Genomic DNA, 21,885 nt, shown 5'->3' on the forward strand with positions numbered 1-21,885 from the left:
GGGCGGACCCATCCACCACCCACGCACAGAGCACACGAGGAGCAAGTCATGGCAGGCCACGGACACACCCCGGCCGCGTGGACCGGAAGCATCATCGCCTTCATCGGTTTCTGCGTCGCGGGTGCCTTCATGGTGATGGCCAAGCCGGTCGGCTTCTGGGCGGGCATGGCCCTCATCGCCGCCGGAGCCGTCGTCGGCGGTGCCATGAAGGTCGCCGGTCTGGGCCAGAAGCCGCACGCGCACCCGGTCACGCAGACCGAGGTCTGAGCGGCGGGCGCACACCGGCCCTCGTACGGACGCGGAGGCGGCCAGGACACGGTCCGGGCCGCCTCCCGCGCGTTCCCGGCCGCCTCCCGTGCGCTGTCCCGCCGGGCGCCCGCGCGGACGGCGGGGGAGAATGCTCGGGTGAACGCCGAATCCACGGAGCTGTCCGGCGAGTTGTCACCACCGCCGTCGTCGCGGCAGCCCCCCACGCCGCCGGTGCCGCCCGCGCAGCTTGCGCCGTCCGCGCCACCAGGCTCGGCCGCGCGTCGGCTGCTCGTGCCCGTCGCGCTGCTCGGCTCCGTCGGTGCCGCCTTCGCCTATGTGGGCGCGGTCGACCCGAACGAGCCGGGGCACTACCCCGTCTGCCCGCTCCTGCAGTACACCGGCCTCTACTGCCCCGGCTGCGGCGGCCTGCGCAGCGCGCACGCCTTCATCCGCGGCGATTTCACGACGGCCCTCGGCGCCAATGCGCTCGCGGTGGTCGGCTACCTCGTGTTCGCCGTGGTATGGCTGCTGTGGGCGGTCTCCGCCGCACGTGGCAGGAAGCTGCGGATCGAGTTCGGTTCGGCACACGTCTGGGTGGTAGGGGTCCTGATCGCGGGCTTCACCGTTGTCAGGAATCTGCCGGTCGGAGCCTGGCTGCACCCGTGATTCCGCGGCTGTGCGCTGTGATGGAGTCCAGGACGTGGGATCGGCGTCAACCGGATGCGGGGCCTTCGCCCGCCTGTGGATATCATCGCAGTGACCATCGGAGTGCCCGATGTGGGCGATCCGAGAACAGCTTGTACCCAGCTTGAACGTCAGTTTTCAGCCGTCAGGAAGGGGGCCGCTCGCGTGAGCGTGCTCGACGAGATCATCGACGGAGTCCGTGCCGACCTCGCGGAGCGGCAGGCGCTCGTCAGCCTCGAAGAGCTCAAGGAGCGTGTGGCCAAGGCTCCCGAGGCGAAGGACGGCGCCGCCGCGCTGCGGGGCGACGGCGTCAAGGTCATCTGCGAGGTCAAGCGCTCCAGCCCGTCCAAGGGGGCGCTCGCCGCGATCGCCGACCCCGCGGGCCTGGCCGCGGACTACGAGGCGGGCGGCGCCGCCGTCATCTCCGTCCTCACCGAGAAGCACCGCTTCGGCGGCTCGCTCGCGGACCTCGAGGCGGTCCGCGCCCGCGTCGACGTGCCGATCCTGCGCAAGGACTTCATCGTCACCGCGTACCAGCTCTGGGAGGCCCGGGCCTACGGCGCCGACCTCGCCCTGCTGATCGTGGCGGCCCTGGAGCAGCCCGCCCTGGTCTCCCTCATCGAGCGCGCCGAGTCGATCGGCCTCACGCCGATCGTCGAGGTGCACGACGAGGACGAGGCCGAGCGCGCGATCGACGCCGGGGCCCGGGTCATCGGCGTCAACGCCCGCGACCTCAAGACGCTGAAGGTCGACCGCTCCACCTTCGAGCGCGTCGCTCCCGAACTCCCGGACAGCGTCGTGAAGATCGCCGAGTCCGGGGTGCGCGGCCCGCACGACCTCATCGCGTACGCCAACGCGGGCGCCGACGCGGTCCTGGTCGGCGAGTCCCTGGTGACCGGCCGCGACCCGAAGACGGCCGTCTCGGACCTGGTCGCCGCGGGCGAGCACCCCGCCCTGCGGCACGGCAGGAGCTGACCCGCAGATGTCCTCCGTCCGCCACGTCGCCGCGCGCGATCCGTACGCGCGCCTCGCTCCCGGCTGCCGCCCCCGCGGCTGCCGGGCGCCCGCGCGACGTGTGCGGGGCAGGCGGGTGCGGTACCACATCGGGGCGGAGCCGGGCCAGATCCCGGGGATGCGATGGCGACGGCGCCCCGAGCGCCGTCCGAGCTGAGGAGCGCCCCGCAAGGAGCGCAGGACAGCACGTCCGACCGGCAGCGGCGCTCGGACACACCCGCGAGAGCCAGAGAGCCATCAACTCCACTCCTAGCGAGGTTTCCGCATGCCCAGCGAGTTCTTCATCCCTGACCCGGAGGGTCAAGTCCCCAGCGCCGAAGGGTACTTCGGCGCCTTCGGCGGCAAGTTCATCCCGGAGGCGCTCGTCGCCGCGGTGGACGAGGTCGCCGTCGAGTTCGACAAGGCGAAGGCGGACCCCGAGTTCGCCCGTGAGCTGAGCGAGCTCCTCGCCAACTACACCGGCCGGCCCAGCGCCCTCACCGAAGTGCCGCGGTTCGCCCGGCACGCGGGCGGCGGCCGGGTCTTCCTCAAGCGCGAGGACCTCAACCACACCGGCTCGCACAAGATCAACAACGTGCTCGGCCAGGCCCTGCTCACCAAGCGCATGGGCAAGCCCAAGGTCATCGCCGAGACCGGGGCCGGCCAGCACGGCGTCGCCACGGCCACCGCCTGCGCCCTGTTCGGCCTCGAATGCACCATCTATATGGGCGAGATCGACACCGAGCGCCAGGCTCTCAACGTCGCCCGCATGCGGATGCTCGGCGCCGAGGTCATCCCCGTCACCTCCGGCTCCCGCACCCTCAAGGACGCGGTGAACGAGGCGTTCCGCGCCTGGGTCGCCAACGTCGAGGACACCCACTACCTCTTCGGCACGGCCGCGGGCCCGCACCCGTTCCCGGCGATGGTGCGCGACTTCCAGCGCGTGATCGGCGTCGAGGCCCGCCGCCAGATCCTGGAGCGCACCGGCCGCCTTCCGGACGCGGCGCTCGCCTGCGTGGGCGGCGGATCCAACGCGATCGGCCTCTTCCACGGCTTCCTCGACGACGTCGACGTCCGCCTGGTCGGCTGCGAGGCCGGCGGGCACGGCGTCGACAGCGGCGAGCACGCGGCCACGCTGACCGCGGGCGACCCCGGCATCCTGCACGGTTCGCGCTCGTACGTCATCCAGGACGAGGAAGGCCAGATCATCGAGCCGTACTCGATCTCGGCCGGGCTCGACTACCCGGGCATCGGCGCCGAGCACGCGTATCTGAAGGACACCGGCCGCGCCCAGTACATCCCGGTCACCGACGACGAGGCGATGCAGGCGCTGCGCCTGCTCTCGCAGGCCGAGGGCATCATCCCCGCGATCGAGAGCGCGCACGCGCTCGCGGGCGCGCTGCGGATCGGCCAGGAGCTGGGCCCGGACGGGCTGATGATCGTCAACCTGTCCGGCCGCGGCGACAAGGACATGGACACGGCCGCGCGCTACTTCGGGCTGTACGACAACGAGGCGCAGGGGGAGTCCAAGTGAGCGGGAACATCCGGCTGTTGAGCGACACCCTCGCGGCCGTCAGGGCCGAGGGCCGCTCCGCCCTCATCGCGTATCTGCCCGCCGGCTTCCCCACGGTCGACGGCGGCATCGACGCGATCAAGGCCGCCTTCGACGGCGGCGCCGACATCGTCGAGGTCGGCCTGCCCTACAGCGATCCGGTCCTGGACGGCCCCGTCATCCAGACCGCCGACGACATCGCGCTCAAGGGCGGCGTCAAGATCAAGGACGTCATGCGGACGGTGCGGGAGGCCCACGAGGCCACCGGCAAGCCGGTCCTGATCATGACGTACTGGAACCCCATCGACCGCTACGGCGTGGAGCGCTTCACCGCCGAGCTCGCCGAGGCGGGCGGCGCCGGGTGCATCCTGCCCGACCTGCCGGTCCAGGAGTCGGCGCTGTGGCGCGAGCACGCCGAGAAGCACGGCCTCGCCACGGTCTTCGTCGTCGCCCCCAGCAGCCTGGACGAGCGGCTCGCGAAGATCACGGCGGTCGGTTCGGGCTTCGTGTACGCGGCCTCGCTGATGGGCGTCACCGGCACCCGGGCCTCCGTCGGCTCGGCCGCCGCGGACCTGGTGCGGCGCACCCGCGCCACCACGGACCTGCCGGTCTGCGTGGGCCTCGGCGTCTCCAACGCCGAGCAGGCCGCCGAGGTCGCCGCCTTCGCCGACGGCGTGATCGTCGGCTCGGCCTTCGTCAAGTGCATGCTCGACGCCGAGGACGAGACGGCGGGCCTGACCGCGGTGCGCGAGCTCGCGGCCGACCTCGCCCGGGGTGTTCGAAACGCGTAGCCGTACGGGCACCCGGGGCCGGTAGCCCATACGGGTGGAGCTGCGACCGGGGAGGCACGCTGGTGCCTCCCCGGTTCGTTGGCGCGGGTGTGAGTGAGAAGAACCGTGAGGGAAAGCGCACGGCCCGAGAGCGCCTTGCAGTCGAGCGAGAGCGGCAGAAGTCGCGGGAGAAGCGGCGCCGCGCACTGATCGTCAGTTCCGCCGTCGTCGGCGTCCTCGGCCTCGCCGCGGTCGCGGGCGTCCTCGCCGCCAACTCGAACTCGGGCGGCAAGAAGGACAACAACACCTCGGGCCCACTGGTCGTCCCCAAGGGCGCCAACGGCAAGGACAGCCTCTCGATCCCGCTGGGCAAGGAGAGCGCCAAGTCCACCCTGGACATCTGGGAGGACTTCCGCTGCCCCGCCTGCAAGCAGTTCGAGGACGCCTACCGCTCGACCATCCATGAGCTCGCCGACAAGGGCCAGTTGAAGGTCGAATACCACCTGGCGACGCTGATCGACAAGAATCTCGGCGGCGACGGCTCGCTCCGCGCGGCCAACGCGGCGGGCTGCGCCCAGGACGCCGGGAAGTTCCCGCCGTACCACGACGTGCTCTATGAGAACCAGCCCGAAGAGACCGACGACGCCTACGGCAGCAACAGCAAGCTCATCGAGCTCGCGGGCAAGGTCGACGGGCTCGTCACCGACACCTTCAAGAAGTGCGTCGACGACGGCACGCACGACAGCTGGGTCGCCAAGTCCAACAAGGCTTTCCAGGACGGCAAGTTCCAGGGCACGCCCACGGTCATGCTCAACGGGAAAAACATCTTCAACGACGAGAAGAACCCGCTGACCCCGCAGAAGCTCAAGGAGATGGTCGAGAAGGCGGACAAGGCGGCGTAGCCGGCCGGGTGCGGGGCGGCGCCCGTTATGGACCCGTAAGCGGGCTGGTTGCCGTCGCCACCGCCCGGCACGGTAGCGTCGACCCTGCCATGGACCTTGCCTATATCCCCAGCCCGTCGCACGGAGTGGTCAACCTCGGACCCATTCCGCTGCGCGGCTACGCGTTCTGCATCATCATCGGCGTCTTCGTGGCCGTCTGGCTCGGCAACAAGCGGTGGATCGCCCGCGGTGGCCGTCCCGGCACGGTCGCCGACATCGCGGTCTGGGCCGTGCCGTTCGGCCTCGTCGGCGGTCGCCTCTACCACGTGATCACGGACTACCAGCTGTACTTCAGCGAGGGCCGTGACTGGGTGGACGCCTTCAAGATCTGGGAGGGCGGCCTCGGCATCTGGGGCGCGATCGCGTTCGGCGCGGTCGGCGCGTGGATCGGCTGCCGCCGCCGGGGCATCCCGCTGCCCGCCTGGGCCGACGCCCTCGCCCCCGGCATCGCCTTCGCCCAGGCCATCGGCCGCTGGGGCAACTGGTTCAACCAGGAGCTGTACGGCAAGGCCACGGATGTGCCGTGGGCCCTGAAGATCACGTCCTCGTCCGACGGCCGGGTGCCCGGCACCTACCACCCGACCTTCCTGTACGAGTCCCTGTGGTGCATCGGCGTCGGCTTCCTCGTCATCTGGGCCGACCGCCGCTTCAAGCTGGGCCACGGGCGGGCGTTCGCGCTGTACGTGGCGTCGTACTGCGTGGGGCGCGGCTGGATCGAGTACATGCGGGTCGACGAGGCGCACCATGTGCTGGGGCTGCGGCTCAATGTCTGGACCGCGATCCTCGTGTTCCTGCTGGCCGTGGTCTACCTGGTGGTTTCGTCGCGGGTCCGTCCCGGGCGGGAAGAGATCGTCGAGCCTGCGCCTCCCGGCGAGGGGAGCGGTGGGGAGTCCGACTCCGTCGAGGAGGGCGCCGAGTCCAAGGGCTCCGAGTCCAAGGACTCCGACTCCAAGGGCTCCGACTCCAAGGACTCTGACGTCGTCGAGAGTGAAACCGCGTCGGAGTCTGCCAAGAAGGGTTGATTCTTCGGCTGCCGGTCCGATGTGGCTGGTCGCGCAGTTCCCCGCGCCCCTCACGAGAACCCGCGTCCCCTACGGGACGCGGGTTCTCGCCAGTTCCAGGGTGCGCCGCGCCCCCTCCACCACCGCCCTGTCCACGAACCGGCCGTCCGGCAGAGCCAGGGCGCCCTCGTCCGTCTCCGCCGCCTTGAGGATCTCCTCCGCCGTCTCGATCTCCTCCGGGGCCGGCAGGTAGGAGCGCTCGATCACGGGGAGCTGGCGGGGGTGGATCGCCGCGCGGCCCAGGAAGCCGAGGGCGCGGCCGCGGGCGCAGGACGTGGCGAGGCCGCGCAGGTCGCGGACGTCCGGGTAGACCGACTGGGCGGGCGGTGCCAGTCCCGCCGCCCGGGCGGCCACCACCACGCGGGAGCGGGCCCAGTGCAGGCCCGCGTCGTCGCGGACGCCGAGGTCGGCGCGGAGGTCGGCCTCGCCGAGCGAGAGGCCGCGCAGGGCGGGGTGCGCGGTGGCGACGGCGTAGGCGTGCTCGATGCCGAGGGCCGATTCGAGCAGGGCGTAGAGGGCCGGGCAGCCGCCCTCGGCGGGGGCGGCGCGCTCCGCGACGCGGACCACGTCGGCGGGGGACGTCACCTTGGGCAGCCGGAGTCCGGCGAGGCCCGGCAGGTGGGCGAGGGCGCGCAGGTCGGCCTCGGCGAGCGGGCCGTCGAGGGCGTTCACGCGGACGTGTACGGGGACGGGGGCGGGGTCCGGGGCGGCGAGGAGCTCGGCCGTGGCGGAGCGGGCGAACTCCTTGCGGTCGGGGGCGACCGCGTCCTCCAGGTCGACGATCACCACGTCGGCGCCCGCGGTGAGGGCCTTCGCCACCACGCCGGGTCGGTCCCCGGGCGCGTACAGCCATGTCAGCGGCGGTCTCATGGCGTGACCTCCGTGTCCTGTGTGTTCTCCGCGTCCGCCGTGGGGCGTGCGGCGATCTGTCGTGCGGCCGTGCCGGGGCGCGTGCGGGCCGTGTCGGTGCGGGCGCGGGGCGGCGGCAGTCTCCTCACAGGGCGCCCTCCGTTCGCAGCGCGGTGATCTCCCGTCGGGTCAGGCCGAGTTCGGTGAGGACCTCGTCGGTGTCGGCGCCGTGCGGGCGGCCCGTCCAGCGGATGGCGCCCGGGGTGTCGGTGAGGCGGAAGAGGACGTTCTGCATGCGCAGCGGGCCGAGTTCCGGGTCGTCGACGGTCGTGATCGTGTCGAGGGCGGCGTACTGGGGGTCGGCCATGACGTCCCGTACGTCCTGGATGGGGGCGACCGCCGCCTCCGCCTTCTCGAAGGCCGTCATCACCTCGGCGCGGGTGTGCCGGGCGATCCAGCCGCCGACCGCCTCGTCCAGGACGTCCGCGTGCGCCGCCCGTCCCGCGCCCGTCGTGAACCAGGGCTCGGCGGTCAGGTCCGGGCGGCCGACGAGGCGCAGGACGCGTTCGGCGACGGACTGGGCGGAGGTGGAGACGGCGACCCAGCTGTCGTCCGCCGTGCGGTAGGTGTTGCGGGGCGCGTTGTTGGCGGAGCGGTTGCCGGTGCGGGCCTGGACCAGGCCCAGCTGGTCGTACCAGAGGGGCTGCGGGCCGAGGACCGTGAGGATCGGCTCGATGATCGCCATGTCGACGACCTGGCCCCGGCCCGTGCGGTCGCGGGCGGCGAGCGCCGTCAGCACCGCGAACGCCGTCGCCAGGCCCGCGATCGAGTCGGCGAGGCCGAAGGGCGGCAGCGTCGGCGGCGCCTCCGGCTCCCCGGTGATCGCGGCGAAGCCGCTCATCGCCTCGGCGAGGGTGCCGAAGCCGGGGCGGTGCGCGTACGGGCCGAACTGGCCGAAGCCGGTGACGCGGGTGAGCACCAACTCCGGGTTGACCGCGCTGAGTTCGGGCCAGCCGAGGTCCCATTTCTCCAGGGTGCCGGGGCGGAAGTTCTCGATGACGACATCGGCGGTGGCGGCCAGGCGCAGCAGGGTCGCGCGGCCGCCGCGCGTGGACAGGTCGAGGGTCATCGTGCGCTTGTTGCGGCCGAGGAGCTTCCACCAGAGCCCGACGCCGTCCTTCGACGGGCCGTGCCCGCGCGAGGGGTCGGGCCGCCGCGGGTGCTCGACCTTGATGACCTCCGCGCCGAAGTCGCCGAGCATCGTGGCGGCGAGGGGGCCAGCGAAGAGGGTGGCCAGGTCGAGGACGCGCAGGCCGGTGAGGGGGGCGGCATGGGGGGTGGCGAGCGGGGTGGTCATGAGGCCGGGCCCGCCGCGCCGGTGGCGGCCGCATCGCTCGCGGTGGTCGTCCCGTCCTGCGCGGTGGTCGACCTGTCGTGCTCCGCATCGATCTCCGCCCGGTACGGCATCGACGTGGATGCCCCCGCTCTCCGTACCGAGAGCGAGGCGGCCGTCGAGGCCCAGGCGAGCGCCTCCGCGACCGGGCGGCCCTCGCCGAGCGCCACGGCGAGCGTGCCCACGAAGGTGTCGCCCGCCCCGGTCGAGTCGACGGCGGTCACCTGCGGCGCCGCGACGACGACCGGCTCCGCGCCGCGCGCCGCGTACAGGCTGCCGCGCGCGCCCAGGGTGATCACGACCTCGGGGACCTGGGAGAGCAGCGCCTGGGCGGCGGCGCGCGGCTCGGTGATGCCGGTGAGCGCGGCGGCCTCGTGCTCGTTGGGCACCAACAGGTCGACGGCGGCGAGGAGTTCGGGCGGCAGGGGCTGTGCGGGGGAGGGGGTGAGGACGGTGCGCACGCCGTGCCTGCGGGCGGCCTCGGCGGCGGCGAGGACCCCCTCGACGGGGATCTCCAGCTGGAGCAGCAGCGTGCCCGCCGCGGCGATCAGGCCCTCGTCGCCGGGGGCGAGCGCGGTGACGGTGCCGTTGGCGCCGGGGATGACGACGATCGCGTTGCCGCCCTCGTCGTCGACCACGATGTGGGCGGTGCCGGTGGGGGCGTCGGTGGTGGTGCGCAGCGAGTCCGTCTCGACGCCCGACTGGTCGAGGGCGGCCCGGAGCCCGGCCCCGTGGGCGTCGTCGCCGACCGCGCCGATCATCGAGACGGTGGCGCCCGCGCGGGCCGCGGCGACGGCCTGGTTGGCGCCCTTGCCGCCGGGGAGCGTACGGAACTCGCGACCTGTCACGGTCTCACCGCGCTCGGGCGCCCGGGCGACGTAGGCGACGAGGTCCATGTTCGTGCTGCCGAGCACGGCGATGTGGGGGACGGGGGGCGGTGAGGGTGTCATGAGGCGCTGTTCTCCCGGGTGGGCTGGGCGGTGGGCTTGGCGGTGGGCGTGGTGGCGAGAGGGGCGGTGAGGGTGGCGGTGAGGTCTGCGAGGGCGTCGAAGCCGATGCCGTTGAAGTCACCGACGGACGTGGCGAGTCGATTGTCGAGCGGGGCCGTCCAGTGGTCGGGGAGCGCGTCCGGGTGGCCCGCGAGCAGGCCCGCGACCGAACCGGCCGTCGCGCCGTTCGAGTCGGTGTCCCAGCCGCCGGAGACCGCGCGGGTGATGGTGCCGGTGAAGTCGCCGTCGGCGTGGGTGAGGGCGGCGGCGAGCAGGGCGGCGTTGGGGACGACGTGCACCCAGTGGTAGGTGCCGTAGGCCGCGTGGAGGCCGTCCACGACGTCGTCGAAGTCCCGTGTGGTGTGGGCGAGTCGAATGCCGTGGCGGACGGCGCGGGCGAGGCGGGAGTCGTCCGGTACGACGGTCAGGCCCGAGCGGAGGCACTGGTGGACGTCCGCGGTGCCGGACGCCGCCGTCGCGATCGTGGCCGCCGCGAACATCGCGCCGTACACGCCGTTGTCCGTGTGCGAGAGCGCCGCGTCGCGCCGGGCCGCGTCGGCCGCCGCCGTGGGGTCGCCGGGGTTCGTCCAGCCGTGCACATCGGCCCGGATGAGGGCGCCGATCCACTCGCGGAAGGGGTTGTGGTGGCGGGCGGTGTGCGGGGGTTCGATGCCGTGGAGGAGGTTGCGGTAGGCGATGCGTTCCGCGGTGAAGGTGCGGGCGGCCGGGAGCTCGTCGAGCCAGAGTCTCGCCACGTCCGTGGTGGTGAAGTCGTGGGTGTGGCGCTGGAGCAGGAGGAGGCCCAGGAGGGGGTAGTTGAGGTCGTCGTCCTCCGGCATGCCGTTGATGTTCTCGGCGAGGGAGGTGGGGGCTGAGCGCTTGTTCCAGGGGTAGGTGGCTTTGAGGTCTGCGGGTACGCCGTGTTCGGTGAAGTACGTGGTCAGGGGCCAGTTGCCGGTTGCTCGGGCGAGTTGGCGGATGCCGTGGAGGGGGAGCTTCTCCACTGGTTTGCCGAGGAGGCAGCCGGTGGCTCTGCCGAGCCAGGCTGCGTGGAGGCGGGTGTGGTGGGTGGGTTGGGATGCCCCTGGCCCGCCCCTTCCCGCTGCATCCGACAGCGGCTTCGCCGCGGGCAGGGCTCTGCCCCTGGACCCCGCTCTTTGCGGACTCTCACCCAGCGGCGATGTTGCACTGTGGTTGTGCCCACCCTTCCCCAAGCTCTCGGCTTCGCTCGAGCGGGGGAGACTCCATTCGCCGTGCGGAACGCCTGCCCACAACGGTGGCGACTGGTCTGCGAGTTCGTCCAGGAGTTGCTCCGCCAGAGCTCGTAGGTGAGGCGCTGGTGGTGTGGGGGATGCGCCCGCCCGCGGCGGGGCCAGGTGGCCGCCTGCCCTCAGCCAGCGAGCCCGTACCGCCGTGGTGTCCCTGCCCTCCTCCTCCGCCTGGCGGAGTTCGTGGCCGATGAGGTCCTCCGGCTGGACCCAGGTGAGGCGGAGGTGTGTCATCGGGGGTCCGTGAGGGCCGTGAACGCCCGCTCGTGGGCGCGTCGTCGGGATGTGTCACGGGCGAAGATCTCCTGCGTGACCTCCGTCAGGGTGCGCGCCGGTGCGTGCAGGTCCAGGCGGCTGGCCTCGGCCACCTGCTTGGACCAGTCGGGCGGGGGCGGTGAGCCGAGGGCGCCCGCGAGTGCGCCCGCCATCGTGGCGATGGAGTCGCAGTCCCGGCCGTAGTTGACGGCGGCGAGGACCGAGCGGCGGTAGTCGCCCTCGCCGACCAGGAGCATGCCGAGCGCGATGGGGAGTTCCTCGATGGCGTGGAGGCGGGAGGGGCGGCGGGCGCCGAGGGAGGGGGTGCGGTAGTCGGGGCCGACCGTGTCGAAGGGGGCCACCGCCGTGCGGAGCGGGGTCAGGGCCGACTCGAAGTCCCGGTGCCCGCTTGCCACTTCGGCCACCGCCTCGATCGCGGCACGGGTGCCGTCCTTGGCGAGGGAGAGAGCGGTGTCGACGACGGAGGCCAGGGTCGCGCCCGGTGCGCAGGCCGCCGCCACCGCCGCGGCGAAGACCCCCGCCGCCTCCCTTCCGTACGAGGACTGGTGCGCGCCCGCGATGTCGAGGGCCTCCGCGTACGCCGCCGTGGGGTTCGCCGCGTTGACCAGGCCGACGGGGGCCATGTACATCGCCGCGCCGCAGTTCACGATGTTGCCGTTGCCCGCCTCGCGCGGGTCCACGTGGCCGTAGTGGAGGCGGGCGACGAGCCACTTCTCGGCGAGGAAGATCCGCTGCAGCGGGAGCGCCTCGGCTTCGAGTTCGGGGATCCAGCGGGGGGTGGTGAGGAGGTCGGGGACGAGGTGGTCGGCGATCGCGTACGCGTCCAAGTGGTCGCCCACGGCGGCGTAGACGCGGATGAGCGCGTGCGTCATCAAGGTGTCGTCGGTGACGTGCCCGTCGCCCTTGTGGTACGGGGCGATGGGCCGGGCGGTGCGCCAGCGGTCACCGTTCCAGGGGCCGACGATGCCGTGCACACGGCCCCCGTGGCGCTCGACGATCTGGTCGGGGGAGTAGCCCTCGACGGGGCCGCCGAGTGCGTCGCCGACCGCGGCGCCGACCAGGCTGTGGGTGATGCGGTCCGCCAGGGAGAGGGTGCTAGGTGATGGCGTCATGTCCGGATTGTCCATCCAGGGCGGCCAGTTCCGTGCGTGTCGCGTCTGCGAGGCGTGCGGCGAGTTCCACCAGGTCGGTGCCGGTGAAGCGGGGCAGGACGCAGCCGGAGAGGGTGCGGCACGCCTCGCGCCAGCTGTCGGGGACGGCGGTGGCGGTGCCGAGTGCGCCGGTCAGGGCCCCGGCGAGGGCGGGCGCGGAGTCGGCCACGCGGGACAGGCAGGCGGCCGCGGGGACGGCCTCGCGCAGGTGGCCGCGGGCGGCGGTGGCGAGGGCGAGGGCGACCGGGACGGTCTCGGCGGCGGCGATGCCGTAGCTGTAGACGTGGTCGACGATCTCGTGCTCCAGGAGCGGTACGAGGGCGAAGGTGCCGTCACCCGGAGCCTGGGCGCGGGCGAGCTTGACGGCGTGCCGGGCGTTGCGGCCGATCTCCGTGTGGCCGGGGAGCTGGGCGAGGGCGGCGTCCACGGCGGTGTCGACGTCGGCGCCGCCGAGTGCGGCCGCGACGGCGGCGGCCATGGCGCGGGCGCCGTGCACGCCGTCGCCGTCCTGGGTGTAGCGGGCGTCGAACTCGGCGAGCCGCGCGGCCTGTTCGGGGGCGCCGGGGTGCACGAGGGCGAGCACGCAGGCCCGTACGCAGGCGGCGTCGTCGAAGTAGTGGGGGTTGTCGTGGCCGGTGGCGGGTGGGCGCAGGCCGGCGGCGAGGTTGCCGATGCCGGCGTGCACGGAGATGCGGGCGCGAAGGGGGAGGACGGCGGACTCGACCTCCGGGGCGCGGGACGCTGCGGCGGCCACCTGGTTCGCGAGGGTGTGCCAGGAGTGGTCGATGGCCGTGCGGACGGGGTGGGTTCCGTTCGCTGCGCGGAGCAGCGAGTGGGCGGTGAACGCCGCCCACTCGGCGTCGTCGGAGGGGCCCAGGCGGAGGGGTTCGGGGGGCTGGTTGAGGGCGATGGGGACGGGGAGGGTGGTGGTGGCGTTCTGCTCGGCGAAGGTGTCGAGCTCGCGGGTGAGGCGGCGGGTCCACTCGGGGAGTCTGGCGGCTCTGTGCCGGGTGGCGGGCCACCCGGCGGCGTCGCCCGCCGCGAGGCCCAGGAGGAGCCCTTCGATGTGGGGCGCCCCGGGTCTCGGTGTGTTGGCGGCTGCGGGTGGGGATTGCCGTGCGGAACGCCTGCCCACGGATGTCATGGCTGGTGGTCCTCCTCCTCGTCCGGGGTCAGCAACTCCGCGATGTCCAGGACGTGGTAGCCCCTCATCGAGGGGAGGCACGTGCCTCGTACGGGGGTGATGGCGGACGACCACGTCGGGGGGATGCCCGAGGTGCCGTTCGTCGCGCCCGCGAGCGCGCCCGCCACCGCCGCCGTCGTGTCCGCGTCGCGGCCCATGTTGACCGCTGTCAGGACCGCCTCGCGGAAGTCGCCGCGCGCCGCCGCGTACGCGCCGAAGGCGAGGCCGACCGCCTCGGGGGCCAGGTCGGTCCAGGGGTAGCCGCCGATCACCACCGCGGAGCGGACCGCGCGTTCGCCGGCGGGGGCCGCCACCACCGCGCGGCGCAGCGAGCGGGCCGTCCAGGAGTCCATGGGGATGACCGACAGGGCCGCTCCGATGACCCCGGCGGGACCCGCGCCCGCCATCGCCGCCGCGACGCCCGCGGCCACCGCCCGGCCGCCGTAGATGCCCTCGCCGTCGTGGCTGACCGTGCCGTCGATCGCGACCAGTCGGGCCGCCTCGGCGGGGCGGCCCGCGGCGAACACCCCGAAGGGGGCCGCGCGCATCGCGAGACCGTCGCTCCACGCGTGCCGGTGCTGGGCCGAGATGGGGGCGGCGAGGCCGCGGCGGAGGTTCTCCAGGGTGCCGCGCTCGCTGAAGCCCGCGCCGCGGAACGGCCCCTCGTCCAGGTCGGCGATCCAGCGGTGCCAGGCCGTCTCGACATGAGAGACCGTCAGGGCCGAGCCGTGGCGGGCCAGGAGCAGGCCCGAGAAGATCGCGTACTCGGTGTCGTCCGTGCCGGACGGCGACTCGGTCACGTATCCCGTGATGCGGCCCCAGCGGCGGCGGATCTCGGACGGCTTCATGTTCTCCGCGGGCGCCCCGAGCGCGTCGCCCACGGCCAGGCCGAGCAGCGCGCCCCGGGCCCGGTCAAGGAGGCCGACCCCGTCTGTCACAGCCGCCGCACCCATCACGTCTGTTGCACCCGTTGCTGCACCCGTTGCTGCACCCGTCATGCCTGGATCTCTGCCACGCGGGGGCCGTCATCGCTGCACAGCGGGCCTTCGCGTCACCCCTTCGATGCCGTGTTCACGCAGGTAAGTACGGCCTTCCTTGCTGGCGAGAGCGATTTTTCGCGCGTACTTTCGAGGTCGGTCGGGGACGAGGAACCGACGTTCACAGTGATCTGGGGGATCCCGCGACATGGCCATCATCGAGACCGAGGCGACGCTGCACGAGGCGCACCGCGACAACCACACCCACCGTGATGTGAACGGTGGCTGGCTGCGTCCGGCCGTCTTCGGCGCGATGGACGGGCTCGTCTCGAACCTGGCCCTGATGACGGGTGTCGCGGGCGGTGCCGTGTCGCAGCAGACGATCGTCGTGACGGGGCTCGTCGGGCTCGCCGCCGGTGCCTTCTCCATGGCCGCGGGCGAGTACACCTCGGTCGCCTCGCAGCGCGAGCTCGTGCAGGCCGAACTCGACGTGGAGCGGCGGGAGTTGCGCAAGCACCCGCAGGACGAGGAGCGCGAGCTCGCCGCCCTGTACGAGGCGCGGGGCGTGGAGCCGGAGCTGGCCCGCGAGGTCGCCCGGCAGCTGTCCCGGGATCCGGAGCAGGCGCTGGAGATCCATGCGCGGGAGGAGCTCGGCATCGACCCGGGCGATCTGCCCTCGCCGCTCGTCGCCGCCGTCTCGTCCTTCGGGGCCTTCGCGCTCGGTGCCGTCCTTCCTGTTCTTCCGTACCTCCTGGGGGCCAGTGCGCTGTGGCCCGCCGTGCTCCTCGCCCTCGTCGGGCTCTTCGCCTGTGGTGCCGTGGTGGCCAAGGTGACGGCGCGGTCCTGGTGGTTCAGCGGGGTGCGGCAGCTGCTCCTGGGTGGTGCCGCGGCGGGTGTGACGTACGCCCTGGGCAGCTTGTTCGGAACCGCCGTAGGATGACGGCCGTGCAGCCCTATGCGAGAGGCTGCATAAGTAGTCGTTACCTCTCGGTTTCGAGCCGTTGACCACGGGGCATGAGCCGTAAGCGCTGCGGGCAATGAGGCCCGTGTCGCCCCGGGCCCTCAGTCAGCAATCTGTCCGCAGAGGCCCCTTCTGCACCGTTCCCCACTACCGTGGGCGGTGTCCACATGGTGGAATGAGCTATCCGCTTTCCGAGAAGCACCCCATCATGTAACCTGCACGAAATTTTGCGCCCCCAGCGGGCGCCCCGCCCCCAGAGGGCACTCGCAGAGGGCCAACGTCGTCCCTCGGCACCAGCACATGCCACGACGACGACGGGAGAGCCGATGCGTTCCGACGCCTGGTCGCCCATGGACGGTCGCCCTGCTCAGCAGGGGATGTACGACCCCCGTAACGAACACGACGCCTGCGGTGTCGGGTTCGTGGCCACCCTTACCGGTGTGGCGAGCCACGAGCTCGTCGAGCAGGCGCTGACCGTACTGCGCAATCTGGAACACCGCGGCGCCACCGGCTCCGAGCCGGACTCCGGTGACGGTGCGGGCATCCTGCTGCAGGTCCCGGACGCCTTCCTGCGCGAGGCCGTGGACTTCGAGCTGCCCGCAGCCGGGTCGTATGCGGTCGGCATCGCCTTCCTGCCCGTCGCCACCGCCACGGACGCCGCCGCGAAGATCGAGGAGATCGCCGCCGAGGAGGGTCTGAGCGTCCTCGGCTGGCGCGAGGTCCCCGTCGCCCCCGAGCTGCTCGGCGCCAGCGCCCGCTCGACGATGCCGGTCTTCCGCCAGCTCTTCGTGGGCGACGGCGCGAGCTCCGGGCTCGAGCTCGACCGCAAGGCGTTCGTGCTGCGCAAGCGCGCCGAGCGCGAGGTCGCGACGTACTTCCCCTCGCTCTCCGCCCGCACCATCGTCTACAAGGGCATGCTGACCACCGGCCAGCTGGAGCCCTTCTTCCCGGACCTGTCCGACCGCCGCTTCGCCACGGCCCTCGCGCTCGTCCACTCGCGCTTCTCGACCAACACGTTCCCGTCGTGGCCGCTGGCGCACCCCTACCGCTTCGTCGCGCACAACGGTGAGATCAACACCGTCAAGGGCAACCGCAACTGGATGCGGGCCCGGGAGTCGCAGCTCGTCTCCGAGCTCTTCGGTGAGCAGAGCCTCGACCGGATCTTCCCGATCTGCACGCCGGACGCCTCGGACTCCGCGTCCTTCGACGAGGTCCTCGAGCTGCTGCACCTCGGTGGCCGTTCGCTGCCGCACAGTGTCCTGATGATGATCCCGGAGGCTTGGGAGAACCACGCCTCCATGGATCCGGACCTGCGCGCCTTCTACCAGTACCACTCCGTGATGATGGAGCCCTGGGACGGCCCGGCCTGTGTCACCTTCACCGATGGCACGCAGGTGGGCGCCGTTCTCGACCGCAACGGCCTGCGCCCCGGCCGCTACTGGGTCACCGACGACGGCCTCGTCGTCCTCGGCTCCGAGGTCGGCGTCCTCGACATCGACCCCGCGAAGGTCGTCCGCAAGGGCCGCCTGCAGCCCGGCAAGATGTTCCTCGTCGACACCGCGGAGCACCGCATCGTCGAGGACCACGAGATCAAGGGCGCCCTCGCCGCCGAGCAGCCGTACAAGGAGTGGCTGGAGGCCGGTGAGATCGAGCTCTCCGACCTGCCCGAGCGCGAGCACATCGTGCACACGCACGCCTCCGTCACGCGCCGCCAGCAGACCTTCGGCTACACCGAGGAAGAGCTGCGGATCATCCTCGCGCCGATGGCCAAGACCGGCGGCGAGCCGCTCGGCTCCATGGGCACGGACACCCCGATCGCGGCCCTCTCCGAGCGCCCGCGGCTGATCTTCGACTACTTCACCCAGCTGTTCGCGCAGGTCACCAACCCGCCGCTGGACGCCATCCGCGAGGAGCTCGTCACCTCGCTCGGCACCTCGCTCGGCCCGCAGGGCAACATGCTGGAGCCGACCGCCGCGTCCTGCCGCAACGTGATGCTGCCGTTCCCGGTGATCGACAACGACGAGCTGGCCAAGCTCATCCACATCAACGCCGACGGCGACATGCCCGGCATGAAGGCCGCGACGCTCTCCGGCCTCTACCGGGTCGGTGGCGGCGGCGACGCCCTCGCCGCCCGCATCGAGGAGATCTGCGCCGAGGCCGACGCCGCCATCGAGGCGGGCGCCCGCATCATCGTGCTCTCCGACCGGCACTCCGACGCCGAGCACGCGCCGATCCCCTCGCTGCTGCTCACCTCGGCCCTGCACCACCACCTGATCCGCACCAAGCAGCGCTCCCAGGTGGGCATGGTCGTCGAGGCGGGCGACGTGCGCGAGGTGCACCACGTCGCGCTGCTCATCGGCTTCGGTGCCGCGGCCGTCAACCCGTACCTGGCGATGGAGTCCGTCGAGGACCTGGTCCGCGCCGGCACCTTCCTGCCCGGCATCGAGTCCGAGACCGCCATCCGGAACCTGATCTACGCGCTCGGCAAGGGCGTCCTGAAGGTCATGTCCAAGATGGGCATCTCGACCGTCGCCTCCTACCGCGGCGCCCAGGTCTTCGAGGCCGTCGGTCTCGACGAGGCGTTCGTCGAGAAGTACTTCAATGGCACGGCCACGAAGATCGGCGGCGCCGGTCTCGAGGTCGTCGCCGAGGAGGTCGCCGCCCGGCACGCCAAGGCGTACCCCGCCTCCGGCATCGCCTCGGCGCACCGCGCCCTGGAGATCGGCGGCGAGTACCAGTGGCGCCGCGAGGGCGAGCCGCACCTCTTCGACCCGGAGACGGTGTTCCGCCTCCAGCACGCCACGCGCAACCGCCGCTACGACATCTTCAAGAAGTACACGGACCGCGTGAACGAGCAGTCCGAGCGGCTCATGACGCTGCGCGGCCTGTTCGGCTTCAAGTCGGCCGACCGGCAGCCGATCCCGGTCGACGAGGTCGAGCCGGTCTCCGAGATCGTCAAGCGGTTCTCGACCGGCGCCATGTCGTACGGCTCCATCTCCCGCGAGGCCCACGAGACCCTCGCCATCGCCATGAACCAGCTGGGCGGCAAGTCCAACACCGGCGAGGGCGGCGAGGACCCGGACCGCCTCTACGACCCGGCGCGCCGTTCGTCGATCAAGCAGGTCGCCTCCGGCCGCTTCGGTGTGACCTCCGAGTACCTGGTCAACGCCGACGACATCCAGATCAAGATGGCCCAGGGCGCCAAGCCCGGCGAGGGCGGCCAGCTGCCCGGCCACAAGGTCTACCCCTGGGTCGCCAAGACCCGGCACAGCACCCCGGGCGTGGGCCTGATCTCCCCGCCGCCGCACCACGACATCTACTCCATCGAGGACCTGGCTCAGCTGATCCACGACCTCAAGAACGCCAACCCGGTCGCCCGCATCCATGTGAAGCTGGTCTCCGAGGTCGGCGTCGGCACGGTCGCCGCGGGTGTCTCCAAGGCGCACGCGGACGTGGTCCTGATCTCCGGCCACGACGGCGGTACGGGTGCCTCGCCGCTCACCTCGCTGAAGCACGCGGGCGGCCCCTGGGAGCTCGGCCTCGCCGAGACCCAGCAGACGCTGCTGCTCAACGGCCTGCGCGACCGCATCGTCGTGCAGACCGACGGCCAGCTGAAGACCGGCCGTGACGTGCTCATCGCGGCGCTGCTCGGCGCCGAGGAGTTCGGCTTCGCGACCGCTCCGCTCGTGGTCTCCGGCTGCGTCATGATGCGCGTCTGCCACCTGGACACCTGCCCGGTCGGCATCGCCACGCAGAACCCGACGCTGCGCGACCGCTTCTCCGGCAAGCCCGAATTCGTGGTCAACTTCTTCGAGTTCATCGCCGAAGAGGTCCGTGAGCTCCTCGCCGAGCTGGGCTTCCGCTCCATCGAGGAGGCCGTCGGCCACGCCGAACTCCTCGACACCACGCGGGCCGTGAACCACTGGAAGGCGCAGGGCCTCGACCTGGAGCCGCTCTTCCACGTGCCGGAGCTGCCCGAGGGCGCCGTCCGCCACCAGCTCATCGCCCAGGACCACGGCCTGGAGAAGGCGCTCGACAACGAGCTGATCAAGCTCTCCGCCGACGCCCTCGCCGGGGCCAGCGCCACTGAGGCGCAGCCGGTCCGCGCCCAGGTCGGCATCCGCAACATCAACCGCACGGTCGGCACCATGCTCGGCCACGAGGTGACGAAGAAGTTCGGCGGCGCGGGCCTGCCCGACGACACCATCGACATCACCTTCACCGGCTCGGCGGGCCAGTCCTTCGGCGCCTTCGTGCCGCGCGGTGTGACGCTGCGCCTGGAGGGCGACGCCAACGACTACGTGGGCAAGGGCCTCTCGGGCGGTCGCGTCATCGTCCGCCCGGACCGCGGCGCCGACCACCTCGCCGAGTACTCGACGATCGCGGGCAACACCATCGCGTACGGCGCGACGGGCGGCGAGCTCTTCCTGCGCGGCCGCACCGGTGAGCGCTTCTGCGTCCGCAACTCCGGGGCCCTGGTGGTCTCCGAGGGCGTGGGCGACCACGGCTGCGAGTACATGACCGGCGGGCACGCGGTGGTGCTCGGCGAGACCGGGCGCAACTTCGCGGCCGGCATGTCCGGCGGCATCGCGTACGTCATCGACCTGGACCACGCGAACGTCAACGCGGGCAACCAGGGCGCGATCGAGCCCCTGTCCGAGGACGACAAGCAGTGGCTGCACGACGTCGTGCGCCGCCACGCGGAGGAGACCGGATCCACGGTCGCCGAGAAGCTCCTCGCCGAGTGGGACGCGTCCGTGGCCCGCTTCACCAAGATCATCCCCAGCACGTACAAGGCAGTGCTCGCCGCCAAGGAAGCCGCCGAGCGAGCCGGGCTCTCCGAGTCCGAGATCACCGAGAAGATGATGGAGGCGGCGACCAATGGCTGATCCCAAGGGCTTCCTGAACCACGGCCGCGAGGTCGCCGAGACCCGTCCGGTCGGCGAGCGCGTCAAGGACTGGAACGAGGTCTACGTCCCCGGCTCCCTGCTGCCGATCATCAGCAAGCAGGCGTCGCGCTGCATGGACTGCGGCATCCCGTTCTGCCACAACGGCTGCCCGCTCGGGAACCTCATCCCCGAGTGGAACGACTACGCGTACCGCGAGGACTGGTCGGCGGCGCAGGAGCGGCTGCACGCGACCAACAACTTCCCGGAGTTCACCGGGCGGCTGTGCCCCGCTCCCTGCGAGTCGGCGTGCGTCCTCGGCATCAACCAGCCCGCCGTGACCATCAAGAACGTCGAAGTCTCGATCATCGACAAGGCGTGGGACGCGAACGACGTCAAGCCGCAGGCGCCGGAGCGGCTGTCCGGCAAGACGGTCGCCGTCATCGGCTCGGGCCCGGCGGGCCTCGCCGCCGCGCAGCAGCTGACGCGGGCCGGTCACACGGTCGCGGTGTACGAGCGCGCGGATCGAATTGGGGGGTTGCTTCGTTATGGCATCCCCGAGTTCAAGATGGAGAAGCGCCACATCAACCGGCGCATCGAGCAGATGCGCGCGGAGGGCACCAAGTTCCGTACGGGCGTGGAGATCGGCCGCGACATCGACGCGGCGAAGCTGCGCAAGCGCTACGACGCGGTCGTGGTCGCCGCCGGTGCCACGGTCTCGCGTGATCTCCCGGTCCCCGGGCGGGAGTTGAACGGCATCCACTTCGCGATGGAGTACCTGCCGCTCGCCAACAAGGTGCAGGAGGGCGACTACGTCCAGCCGCCCCTCACCGCCGAGGGCAAGCACGTCGTCGTGATCGGCGGCGGTGACACCGGCGCGGACTGCGTGGGCACCGCCCACCGCCAGGGCGCGGCCTCGGTCACCCAGCTGGAGATCATGCCGCGACCGGGCGAGGAGCGGGCGACGGGCCAGCCGTGGCCCACCTTCCCGATGCTCTACAAGGTCACCTCCGCGCACGAGGAGGGCGGCGAGCGGGTCTACTCCGTCTCGACCACCCACTTCGAGGGCGACGAGGACGGGAACGTGCAGTTCCTGCACCTCGTCGAGGTCGAGTTCGTGGACGGGAAGCTGACGCAGAAGCCGGGTACGGAGCGGAAGATCCCGGCGCAGCTGGTCACGCTGGCGATGGGCTTCACCGGCACGGACCAGGAGAACGGGCTGGTCTCCCAGTTCGGGCTCGACCTGGACGAGCGTGGGAACGTGGCGCGGGACGCCGAGTTCCAGACGAACGTTCCCGGGGTCTTCGTCGCGGGGGACGCGGGGCGGGGGCAGTCGCTGATCGTGTGGGCGATCGCGGAGGGGCGGTCGGCTGCGCGGGGGGTGGACCGGTTCCTGACCGGGGCCTCGGATCTGCCGGCTCCGATCCGTCCTACGGACCGGGCGCTCACCGTCTAGTTCTTTCCGTCTCGGCACGACCCCAACTGACGTCCCGTACAACGGCGTACGGAACTGGCGCGACGCCTGCCTTTGTCCCCGACCGGACTCTGGGTGGGCGTCGCGTTTTTTCTTTCCCCGGTCCCGCCCCTTCCCGAATCCGGCGACTCCGTCGCCCTGGGGCGGCCTTCCTGGGGCTTTGCCCCTAGACCCCCTTTTCGGCCTGGACGGCCTCGTCCTCAATCGCCGGACGGGCTATCGATAGCC

At 72.1% G+C, this 21,885-nt stretch carries 19 protein-coding genes; 11 read left to right on the top strand and 8 right to left on the bottom strand.

From position 1 onward, the window contains the following. Positions 1–48: 48 nt before the first annotated feature. The 8 genes from ACFWYM_RS26610 to lgt all read left to right on the top strand — a co-directional run bounded on the left by ACFWYM_RS26610 (position 49) and on the right by lgt (position 6,211). Positions 49–267, top strand: a complete 219-nt coding sequence (locus tag ACFWYM_RS26610; protein ID WP_384842217.1) for an HGxxPAAW family protein — start codon at positions 49–51, stop codon at positions 265–267. Positions 268–480: 213 nt separating this feature from the next. After that, positions 481–915, top strand: coding sequence for a DUF2752 domain-containing protein (locus ACFWYM_RS26615; protein WP_384842289.1), 435 nt, complete (start codon positions 481–483; stop codon positions 913–915). 183 nt (positions 916–1,098) lie between these two features. Further along, on the top strand, positions 1,099–1,908 hold the full coding sequence (trpC, locus tag ACFWYM_RS26620; protein ID WP_384842220.1) for an indole-3-glycerol phosphate synthase TrpC: 810 nt from the start codon (positions 1,099–1,101) through the stop codon (positions 1,906–1,908). Between the two features lie 7 nt (positions 1,909–1,915). Next, positions 1,916–2,104 carry a tryptophan biosynthesis modulator TrpM gene (trpM, locus tag ACFWYM_RS26625; RefSeq protein ID WP_384842223.1) on the top strand — a complete coding sequence of 63 codons (189 nt, stop codon included), beginning with the start codon at positions 1,916–1,918 and terminating at the stop codon, positions 2,102–2,104. A 108-nt stretch (positions 2,105–2,212) separates the two neighbouring features. Continuing rightward, the gene (gene trpB / locus ACFWYM_RS26630; RefSeq protein ID WP_384842225.1) at positions 2,213–3,460 is read left to right on the top strand and encodes a tryptophan synthase subunit beta; all 1,248 of its coding nucleotides are present in this window, start codon (positions 2,213–2,215) and stop codon (positions 3,458–3,460) included. Then, the gene (gene trpA, locus ACFWYM_RS26635; RefSeq protein WP_384842228.1) at positions 3,457–4,269 is read left to right on the top strand and encodes a tryptophan synthase subunit alpha; all 813 of its coding nucleotides are present in this window, start codon (positions 3,457–3,459) and stop codon (positions 4,267–4,269) included. Before trpB ends, trpA begins: the two co-directional genes overlap by 4 nt. An 89-nt stretch (positions 4,270–4,358) precedes the next feature. After that, positions 4,359–5,150, top strand: a complete 792-nt coding sequence (locus ACFWYM_RS26640) for a DsbA family protein (protein WP_384842231.1) — start codon at positions 4,359–4,361, stop codon at positions 5,148–5,150. A gap of 89 nt (positions 5,151–5,239) precedes the next feature. Continuing rightward, entirely contained in the window at positions 5,240–6,211 is a 972-nt protein-coding gene (gene lgt / locus ACFWYM_RS26645) for a prolipoprotein diacylglyceryl transferase (protein WP_384842234.1), read from the top strand. A 69-nt stretch (positions 6,212–6,280) separates the two neighbouring features. Here the strand turns inward: lgt and ACFWYM_RS26650 are convergent, their stop codons facing one another. The 8 genes from ACFWYM_RS26650 to ACFWYM_RS26685 are packed head-to-tail and all read right to left on the bottom strand — an operon-like array spanning position 6,281 to position 14,297. Next, positions 6,281–7,120, bottom strand: coding sequence for an HpcH/HpaI aldolase/citrate lyase family protein (locus ACFWYM_RS26650; RefSeq protein ID WP_384842238.1), 840 nt, complete (start codon positions 7,118–7,120; stop codon positions 6,281–6,283). Then, a complete protein-coding gene (locus ACFWYM_RS26655) occupies positions 7,117–7,248 on the bottom strand; it encodes a hypothetical protein (RefSeq protein WP_384842241.1) in 132 nt (43 codons plus the stop codon). The genes ACFWYM_RS26650 and ACFWYM_RS26655 overlap by 4 nt, the downstream gene beginning before the upstream one ends. Then, a complete protein-coding gene (locus ACFWYM_RS26660) occupies positions 7,245–8,456 on the bottom strand; it encodes a CaiB/BaiF CoA transferase family protein (RefSeq protein ID WP_384842244.1) in 1,212 nt (403 codons plus the stop codon). The genes ACFWYM_RS26655 and ACFWYM_RS26660 overlap by 4 nt, the downstream gene beginning before the upstream one ends. Then, on the bottom strand, positions 8,453–9,442 hold the full coding sequence (rbsK, locus tag ACFWYM_RS26665) for a ribokinase (protein ID WP_384842247.1): 990 nt from the start codon (positions 9,440–9,442) through the stop codon (positions 8,453–8,455). Before rbsK ends, ACFWYM_RS26660 begins: the two co-directional genes overlap by 4 nt. After that, positions 9,439–10,983: an ADP-ribosylglycohydrolase family protein gene (locus tag ACFWYM_RS26670; RefSeq protein ID WP_384842250.1), complete on the bottom strand. Its 1,545-nt coding sequence runs from the start codon at positions 10,981–10,983 to the stop codon at positions 9,439–9,441. Before ACFWYM_RS26670 ends, rbsK begins: the two co-directional genes overlap by 4 nt. Beyond that, positions 10,980–12,137 carry an ADP-ribosylglycohydrolase family protein gene (locus tag ACFWYM_RS26675; protein ID WP_384842253.1) on the bottom strand — a complete coding sequence of 386 codons (1,158 nt, stop codon included), beginning with the start codon at positions 12,135–12,137 and terminating at the stop codon, positions 10,980–10,982. The genes ACFWYM_RS26670 and ACFWYM_RS26675 overlap by 4 nt, the downstream gene beginning before the upstream one ends. Further along, positions 12,121–13,320 (bottom strand): ADP-ribosylglycohydrolase family protein, encoded by a 1,200-nt coding sequence (locus ACFWYM_RS26680; protein WP_384842256.1) that lies wholly within the window; start codon positions 13,318–13,320, stop codon positions 12,121–12,123. Before ACFWYM_RS26680 ends, ACFWYM_RS26675 begins: the two co-directional genes overlap by 17 nt. Further along, positions 13,317–14,297, bottom strand: a complete 981-nt coding sequence (locus ACFWYM_RS26685; protein WP_384842259.1) for an ADP-ribosylglycohydrolase family protein — start codon at positions 14,295–14,297, stop codon at positions 13,317–13,319. The genes ACFWYM_RS26680 and ACFWYM_RS26685 overlap by 4 nt, the downstream gene beginning before the upstream one ends. A gap of 247 nt (positions 14,298–14,544) precedes the next feature. On the opposite strand from ACFWYM_RS26685, the gene ACFWYM_RS26690 reads away from it, so the two are divergent. From ACFWYM_RS26690 to ACFWYM_RS26700, 3 genes are all read left to right on the top strand, one after another. Continuing rightward, the gene (locus ACFWYM_RS26690; protein WP_384842262.1) at positions 14,545–15,276 is read left to right on the top strand and encodes a VIT1/CCC1 transporter family protein; all 732 of its coding nucleotides are present in this window, start codon (positions 14,545–14,547) and stop codon (positions 15,274–15,276) included. Positions 15,277–15,623: 347 nt separating this feature from the next. Continuing rightward, a complete protein-coding gene (gene gltB / locus ACFWYM_RS26695) occupies positions 15,624–20,186 on the top strand; it encodes a glutamate synthase large subunit (protein ID WP_384842265.1) in 4,563 nt (1,520 codons plus the stop codon). Continuing rightward, entirely contained in the window at positions 20,179–21,639 is a 1,461-nt protein-coding gene (locus tag ACFWYM_RS26700; protein ID WP_384842268.1) for a glutamate synthase subunit beta, read from the top strand. Before gltB ends, ACFWYM_RS26700 begins: the two co-directional genes overlap by 8 nt. Positions 21,640–21,885 lie beyond the last annotated feature (246 nt).

This window comes from Streptomyces sp. NPDC059009 (genome assembly GCF_042740175.1).
Classification (GTDB): Bacteria; Actinomycetota; Actinomycetes; order Streptomycetales; family Streptomycetaceae; genus Streptomyces.